A 7,717-nucleotide genomic window follows, 5' to 3' on the forward strand; every position below is an offset into this window, starting at 1 on the left:
TAATGCAACATACTTCTATTAGTGATGTATTCAAGTATTGATATATATTACACTCTTATACTATGTACTATAGCAATCAATATATAGAATTGTAGTATTTTTTTGAGTTATTTTTTTTTTTTTTTTAAAGAAAAAGACGGCATACGAGACCCCAGCGACAGTCTCGGGGGCTGGGAGATGTTAATAAGAGACAGGGACTGTCCCCGCCGCTGCGTTCTGGGCCATGCACATCAAGGCCAGGCCAGCACTCAAAAACCACACTCGCATCGGATTCTCCATGGGCGCAAGCATTCTCACCGCGCGAAACCTTAGCAAAGTGGTTCCCAGCGCGGAAGGTGAACTGACTATCCTGCACGAACTGAGCCTGGAACTGAACAAGGGCGATAGCCTGGCTATCGTCGGCAGCTCCGGTTCCGGCAAATCCACCCTACTGGGCCTGCTGGCCGGCCTCGACCTGCCCAGCAGCGGCGAAGTCACCCTGGCCGGGCAAGCCCTGAGCACCCTCGACGAAGACCAGCGCGCACGCATCCGCGCCGAGCATGTGGGCTTCGTATTCCAATCCTTTCAGTTGCTCGACAGCTTGAACGCGCTGGAAAACGTGATGCTGCCGCTGGAGCTGGACGGTCGCCAGGACGCCCGCGAGCGAGCCAAACACCTGCTGGAGCGCGTAGGCCTGGGCCAGCGCCTGACCCACTCGCCTCGCCAGCTGTCCGGTGGCGAACAACAACGCGTGGCGATTGCCCGCGCGTTTGCCGCCGAACCGGATGTGCTGTTTGCCGACGAGCCCACCGGCAACCTCGACAGCCATACTGGCGAGCGCATCAGCGACCTGCTGTTCGAGTTGAATAAAGAGAGCGGTACGACCCTGGTACTGGTCACCCATGACGAGCGCCTGGCCCACCGTTGCCGACGCCTGATCCGCCTTGAAGCCGGCCTGATGGTCGCGCCCCTGGAGCCTTGATGGCACGTTTGCCGCTGTTGCGTCTGTTCAGCCTTGCCATGCGTCAGTTACTGCGCGACGCCCGCGCCGGTGAATTGCGCGTGCTGTTCTTTGCCCTGCTGGTGGCCGTGGCCGCCAGCACCGCCATCGGCTACTTTGGTGCGCGCCTCAACGGCGCCATGCTGCTGCGTGCCACCGAGTTCCTCGGCGCCGACCTGGTGCTCGAAGGCAGCTCGCCGGCCCGCCCCGAGCAAATCAAATCAGGGACCGAACTGGGCCTGGATCACGCCCGCATCGTGGAGTTCTCCAGCGTTATCGCCACCGACAATGGCATCCAGCTTTCCAGTATCAAGGCGGTCAACGAGCAGTACCCGCTGCGTGGCGAGCTTAAAAGCAGCACCGAGCCTTTCGGCGCTGAAGTTCCGGGCAGTGCCCCAAAACCCGGCGAAGCCTGGGTGGAAGCACGATTGCTGACGGCGCTGGACCTGAAAGTCGGCGACAGCATTGATGTCGGCATGAAAACCCTGCGCTTGGCACGCATCCTGACCTATGAGCCCGACCGCGCCGGCAACTTCTACAGCCTCACGCCCAGGGTCATGATCAACCTGGCGGACCTGGACGCCACCGGTGTCGTGCAGCCAGGCAGCCGGGTGAGCTACCGCGAACTATGGCGTGCGCCGCAAGGCAGCACTGCGCTGCAAACCTATCGCGACCTGGTCAAACCGGGCCTGGCCGCCAACCAGCGCCTGCAGGACTCCCGCGATGGCAACCAGCAAATCGGCGGCGCGCTGGGCAAGGCCGAACGCTACCTGAACATGGCCAGCCTGGTGGCCGTGCTGCTGGCTGGCGTGGCCGTGGCGCTGTCGGCCAACCGCTTCGCCAGCCGACGTTTCGATGCCAGCGCGTTGTTGCGCTGCCTGGGCCTGTCGCGCCGTGAAGCGATGTTGTTGTTCACCCTGCAACTGAGTGTGCTGGGCTTGCTGGCGAGCCTGGCCGGCGCCCTGCTCGGCTGGCTGGCGCAGTTTGGCCTGTTCTATTTCCTGCACGACTTGCTCCCCGCCGACGTACCGCCGGGCGGGCTGCTGCCGGCCGTCGCCGGGATCGGTACCGGGCTGGTCGCCCTCGCCGGCTTCGCCCTCCCGCCACTGGCCGCACTGGGCCGGGTACCACCGCTGCGGGTGTTGCGCCGCGATTTGCTGCCTATCCCCTCAAGCACTTGGATGGTTTACGGCGCGGCGCTGTTTGCCTTGGGCCTGATCATGTGGCGCCTGAGCCTGGACCTGGTATTGACCTTCGCATTACTCGGTGGCGGTGTGGTGGCTGCGTTGCTCCTGGGTGGCTTGCTGTTGCTGTTGCTGCAAAGCCTGCGACGGTTATTGGCTCGCGCCTCCCTGCCCTGGCGCCTGGGCCTGGGCCAGTTGTTGCGTCACCCGTTGGCGGCGGCAGGCCAGTCCCTGGCGTTTGGCTTGATCCTGTTGTCCATGGGGTTGATCGCGCTGTTGCGGGGCGAATTGCTCGACACCTGGCAAAACCAGCTGCCCAAGGATGCACCCAACTACTTCGCCCTGAATATCCTGCCGGCCGACAAGGACGCCTTTGGCGCCCGCCTGCTGGATGTCCAGGCGCAAGCGGCGCCGCTTTACCCGGTGGTACCAGGGCGCCTGATCAGCATCAATGGCGAACCGGTGCAGGAGATTGTCAGCAAGGACTCCAGCGGCGACCGTGCCACTCAACGCGACCTGAGCCTGACCTGGGCAGCCGACTTGCCAGCGGGTAACGTCCTGACGGCAGGTAGCTGGTGGTCGGCGCAACCCACTGATGGGGTTCCTGGCGTGTCGGTGGAAGCCAAAGTGGCCGAGAGCCTGAAGCTCAAGCTCAACGACCATCTGGTGTTCACCATCGGAGGGGAAAACCGTGAGGCGCAGGTCACCAGCCTGCGCACCATCAACTGGGATAACTTCCAGCCCAACTTCTTCATGATTTTCCAACCGGGCACCTTGAAGGATCTGCCCGCGACCTACCTCACCAGCTTCTATCTGGCTCCCGGCCATGACCAACAGATCGTCGACCTGTCACGGGCCTTCCCGGCGGTCACTATCCTGCAGGTCGAGGCCCTGCTGGAGCAATTGCGCAGCATCCTTGCCCAAGTGACCTTGGCGGTCGAATACGTGCTGTTGTTTGTACTCGCGGCGGGCATGGCGGTGTTGTTCTCTGGCCTGCAGGCCACCCTGGATGAACGAATCCGCCAGGGTGCATTGCTGCGCGCCCTGGGTGCCGAGCGTAAGTTGCTGGTCAAGGCCCGACGCATTGAGTTCGGCCTGCTGGGCGCCGTCAGCGGCTTGTTGGCGGCACTGGGCACCGAACTGGTGACCTGGGTGCTGTACCGCTACGCCTTTGACCTGGCGTGGCATCCCCACCCGTGGTTGTTACTGCTGCCCGTGATCGGTGCTTTGTTGATTGGCGCTGCCGGAGTGTTCGGCACGCGCCGTGCGCTGAATGCCAGCCCGCTGACCGTATTGCGCGAAGGCTGAAACCCGGATGGCACGTACCCAGCCAAGGTACGTGCCATCAGGCGGGCTTCACATATTCGATCTTGGTGATCCACCAGCACACCTCCCCGCCTGGGGTCTGTACGATTGCCTCGTCATCCACCTCCTTGCGCAGCAGGGCCCGTGCCATGGGTGAGTCGATGGAGATGTAATCCATGCGGTCGTAGATCTCGTCATAACCGACGATGCGAAAGCGCTTGGTCTCGCCCTGTTCGTTTTCGATTTCGACCCATGCGCCGAAAAACACCTTTCCCTCCTGCTCGGGCATGTACTCCACCACCCGCATGTCTTCCAGGCGTTTGCGCAGGTAACGCACGCGTCGGTCGATCTCGCGCAACAGCTTCTTGTTGTACTGGTAATCGGCGTTTTCACTGCGATCTCCCAGGGAGGCCGCCCAGGTCACTTTGCGCGTGGTATCCGGACGCTTTTCACGCCACAGGTAATCCAGCTCTTTTTTCAGCGCTTCATGACCTTCTTTGGTAATCAGCTTGGTACTCAAACGCTTGCATCCCCAGGCAATGTCCAATGGTGCCGTTATGCCAGGGCATCATGCCCAGGCAGCGGCTGGCTGGGACTGATGATAAATGAACCCTGGAAAGTATCCAGGCCGGCGCCCCATTACCTCACCCATGCCCCTCCAGCACTTGATCCAACTCAAGCAACGTGCCCTGCATACGCTGGCGCATACCCGATAGCTGTAACATCATCATCGCCAGCTTTTCGGCCTTCTGGCTGACCTCCAAGCCCTGCTCCTGCAAATAGGCATGGCGCTGCTCAAGTTCACGGCCCTTCTCTTCCAGCTGGCTCTGCTGCTGTTGCAATCGCGCCTGCCACTGTTCGAGCATCTGTTCCTTCTCCAGTACTGCGCATTTTTTTTGCGTCAGTTCCTGGGCGACCTTGGCCAGGTTGCTCAGTGCGCTGTCCATTTCGAGCAAAGAGGTATGGTCCATCTGAGCAGGCGGGTCCAAGGGTTCGGGCTCAGGCTCAGGTGGGTCCAACCGCAGGTTGTCTGGCTCAAACTGACTGTCATTTTGTTCAACCAGAACCGGCGACGCAATGGTCTCAACCTGCTCCTGCGGTATCGCGACCAGCGACCGCGCCGGTTCCTCAACGGTGTCTTCATCCATAGGCTGCGGCGCAGTCGTGACTGAGCGCGGATTTCGCGGCGGCGCAACCATTTTCGACGAGAAGCGAATGGACGGCACGATCACTGCGCTGCTTTCGATCGCAGGCAACGCCGGGGCTGACATGCCCAGGGTGATGACCTTCATGACCAGAGCCTTCTTGATGATCACCGAGTGGTGATCCTCTGGCCTGGCCGGCGGTAACCGGCAGCCTTTCAAATCAATGAAATGAAAGGGAACCTGAGGTTCGGCAATGGGCGTCGTCTTCGAGCCAGCTGCGGCTGCCATCGTCAAGATCTGTTTGAAGACCTGCATGGCTAATTGCAGGTCTTCTTTGGAATCAACGCCTCCCAAGAAATACCGTTCAATCTTTTTACGCAGTGCCGCGATATAGACCCTGGAATGGCCGGGCTCGGCCTCCTCATCCAGGCTATACACCAGAAAGTTGGACGCCGTTTGCGTAACAGCAAACCCGCACAACAAGGCGCCGTTAACAGGCGTCCCTTCATCGTTGCGCTCAAGAACAAGAGTACGTAAAAGCATCATGGCAATCAGGCCTCATTACAAAAGAAAAAACCTTATATAAACATCCGATAAACATCTGGGCATTAATAAGTATTCAAAACAAAACAATTGTTTCAGCGAATTATCGGGTCGAACGTAGGATTCTTCTTATTAAGCATACTTCGCGTTCCCAAGCCTTCATATTGAACGTACCCTTTTTAAAGCACTTTTCCATACTGCCGGCCCCTCTCACACGCCCTGCAAAACTTATTCGGTAAAACCATGATCGAGATAAGCAACCTGACAAAACAGCTGGGCAAAACACGCGTAATCAGCAACGTGTCCTTCTGTGCCCAGCGCCAGGAGTGTATCGGCTTGCTGGGAGAGAGTGGTGCGGGAAAAACAACACTCCTGAGCTTGATCGCCGGGGCGATCAAGCCGACGGCGGGGCACATCACTGTTCAAGGTTTCAATACCCATACCCATTCAACTCAAGCCAAAAAGGTCATTGGCTATCAACTCCAAGGCGGCCTTGACCATCACACGATGTCCGTCAAACACATGCTCAATTTCATTGCTGCCATTCGCGGTTTGAGCGGGCTGGAAAAACGCAGCCAGATGGCGCAGGTGGCCGCACGCCTGGAACTGCTGCCCGTACTCGACTGCCCCATCAGCGTACTTTCCCTTGGCTTGAAGCGCAGAGTGGCAATGGCCCAGGCGCTCCTGCATGCGCCAAGCCTGCTGCTGCTGGATGAACCCACAGAAGGCCTCTGTCCTGATCAACGCGTCAAGTTCCGGGCACTCATCCAGTCCCTGAACGAGGAAATGACCATCATCATCGCTTCCCGCCATTACCAGGAGCTGGCGGACATCTGCACCCGTGCCTTGGTTATGGCCGGTGGCCGCCTGGTGGCCGATGCCTCGCTGCCCGATTTACAGCGCAGCTCCCGGCATTTTCAGGCCGTCACCCTCGCAGCAGACACCCCGCTGGACTTGCTCGCGCTGGCCGTATTGCCCGGCGTCGCCGGCATCGAAGAAGACCGACATGCACCCGGCAAGGTGACGGTCCTGGCCATGCCTGGGCATTGCATATTTTCCGCAATCAACGCGCTTATCACCCATCGCGGCTGGAACATCACGTCAATGAATCTGGAGCCGGGTCGCCTGAACGATGTCGTTCACCATCTGAGCCAAGAGGTAACACCTTGAGACTGCTACCTGTCATTTTCAAACGACAACTGGCCAACTATGCCTGCGCGCCCAGCACCTATCTGAGCGTGGCGATTTTTCTCGCGCTATGCGCAGTGCTGGGGCTGCATTCCAGCCAATGGATGGAGCGCAACAGCAGCGATCTGCAGGCCTTTTTCGATCTGCATCCCTGGCTCTATCTCCTGCTGGTCCCCCTGTTATCGACGCAGTTGTGGTCGGATGAATCCAACGTCAGCTTTTACGACACCCTGAATGCCTTGCCTGTCACCTCAGTGGAACGAGTGATCGGCAAATTTATCGCAGCATGGACTGTCTGTGGCATTGCGCTGATGCTTAACTTCCCCTTGGTAATTGCCGTAAATTATCTGGGCACGCCTGACAATAGCGTTATCGCTTCGCAGTTCCTGGCCAGTTGGTTGCTGGCGGGAAGTTATCTTTCCGTGGGTTGCTTCATCTGTGTACTTGCGAACCAACGCCTGCTGATTTTCTTTTTCACCCTCGGCTTGTTGCTGACCGCCAGTGGGCTTTCGTCAGTACTGGATGCACTTGAACAACAAGCACCGATATGGGTTATCGACAGTTTGATGTCCCTGGATCCCATTGCCCGCTTCAGCGCGATGGATAACGGCAGACTCACACTGCATGACAGCCTGTACTTTATCAGCATGATCGTTGCTTTTCTGTTTGCAACCACCCTAACACTCAACTACAAAAGCAGTTGAGAAAAGGAAGACCACTGATGGGATCCGCTTTTCGTGCGGGTATGACACTTCTCGTCATATCACTGCTGTTTCTGGCACTCAATCTAGTCTGGGTACCCAAACTACCTACTGCCCAATGGGACTTTTCCCAAGAAAAAATCCATACGTTATCCCCAGCAACGCGGCAACTACTTGCCTCACTTGAAAGCCCACTGGATCTGTATTACTTCAATACCCTCCATGCGCCGCAAAAAAGCCAGGCATTAGAACGTTATGGTCGACGCGTCGAAGACGTGCTCAAGGCGTTCGAAAAAGCGGCAAACGGCATGATCAACTTACATATCATTAACCCCGCTCCCTTTTCTGAAGACGCCTACAAAGCCAGCTTGTTCGGGCTTGATGACACACAAGGATTTCTTGGTCTTATCGGCACCCGCGCTGGCCAGGGCGCCCAACGCATCGAAGCGTTCCGCCCTGAGCACGAGTCATTACTTGAATATGAGATCAGCCACCTGATCTCTAAGTTGGGGCATCCTGAGCGTGCCACTGTCGGCCTGCTGTCGGGCCTGTCGCTGGATAAACCGGGCAGCGAGCTGCTGGCGTTGATGCGCGAGCAATTCAATGTGGTGGAACTGGCGGCGAACATTGCTCAGGTACCGCCATCCATCGCGACATTGATGGTCATACAGC

7 protein-coding genes and 1 pseudogene are annotated in these 7,717 nt (G+C 58.2%); 5 read left to right on the top strand and 3 right to left on the bottom strand.

Translation table 11 applies throughout. The features are described from left to right. Positions 1-195: 195 nt before the first annotated feature. Positions 196-267 (bottom strand): annotated as a pseudogene (locus GIW04_RS25040) (arylesterase); the annotation flags it as partial. A 10-nt stretch (positions 268-277) separates the two neighbouring features. Between GIW04_RS25040 and GIW04_RS25045 the strand changes: the two are divergent. Both GIW04_RS25045 and GIW04_RS25050 read left to right on the top strand, forming a co-directional pair. Then, on the top strand, positions 278-961 hold the full coding sequence (locus GIW04_RS25045) for an ABC transporter ATP-binding protein (RefSeq protein WP_003189864.1): 684 nt from the start codon (positions 278-280) through the stop codon (positions 959-961). After that, entirely contained in the window at positions 961-3,471 is a 2,511-nt protein-coding gene (locus GIW04_RS25050) for an ABC transporter permease (protein WP_120247711.1), read from the top strand. Before GIW04_RS25045 ends, GIW04_RS25050 begins: the two co-directional genes overlap by 1 nt. 37 nt (positions 3,472-3,508) lie before the next feature. Here GIW04_RS25050 and greB read toward each other — a convergent pair whose 3' ends face one another. After that, complete coding sequence (gene greB, locus GIW04_RS25055; RefSeq protein WP_032897540.1) at positions 3,509-3,988, bottom strand: transcription elongation factor GreB; 480 nt, start codon at positions 3,986-3,988, stop codon at positions 3,509-3,511. A 124-nt stretch (positions 3,989-4,112) separates the two neighbouring features. Further along, positions 4,113-5,159 carry a hypothetical protein gene (locus GIW04_RS25060; protein WP_120247710.1) on the bottom strand — a complete coding sequence of 349 codons (1,047 nt, stop codon included), beginning with the start codon at positions 5,157-5,159 and terminating at the stop codon, positions 4,113-4,115. Between the two features lie 240 nt (positions 5,160-5,399). Here GIW04_RS25060 and GIW04_RS25065 point away from each other — a divergent pair, with 240 nt between their 5' ends. The 3 genes from GIW04_RS25065 to GIW04_RS25075 all read left to right on the top strand — a co-directional run. After that, complete coding sequence (locus GIW04_RS25065) at positions 5,400-6,326, top strand: ABC transporter ATP-binding protein (RefSeq protein WP_120247709.1); 927 nt, start codon at positions 5,400-5,402, stop codon at positions 6,324-6,326. After that, complete coding sequence (locus GIW04_RS25070; RefSeq protein ID WP_003189857.1) at positions 6,323-7,048, top strand: ABC transporter permease; 726 nt, start codon at positions 6,323-6,325, stop codon at positions 7,046-7,048. Before GIW04_RS25065 ends, GIW04_RS25070 begins: the two co-directional genes overlap by 4 nt. 17 nt (positions 7,049-7,065) lie before the next feature. Beyond that, positions 7,066-7,717, top strand: a 652-nt coding sequence (locus GIW04_RS25075) for a GldG family protein (RefSeq protein WP_236479300.1), incomplete at its 3' end; no start/stop codon positions are given.

Source organism: Pseudomonas sp. PA-4-8C, assembly GCF_021606625.1.
Classification (GTDB): Bacteria; Pseudomonadota; Gammaproteobacteria; order Pseudomonadales; family Pseudomonadaceae; genus Aquipseudomonas; species Aquipseudomonas lactis.

Bases quoted from the DNA above. Each gene is read 5' to 3' on its own strand.
- GIW04_RS25060 (WP_120247710.1), bottom strand. From the start codon at position 5,159: ATGATGCTTTTACGTACTCTTGTTCTTGAGCGCAACGATGAAGGGACG.
- GIW04_RS25065 (WP_120247709.1), top strand. From the start codon at position 5,400: ATGATCGAGATAAGCAACCTGACAAAACAGCTGGGCAAAACACGCGTA.
- GIW04_RS25050 (WP_120247711.1), top strand. From the start codon at position 961: ATGGCACGTTTGCCGCTGTTGCGTCTGTTCAGCCTTGCCATGCGTCAG.
- GIW04_RS25045 (WP_003189864.1), top strand. From the start codon at position 278: ATGGGCGCAAGCATTCTCACCGCGCGAAACCTTAGCAAAGTGGTTCCC.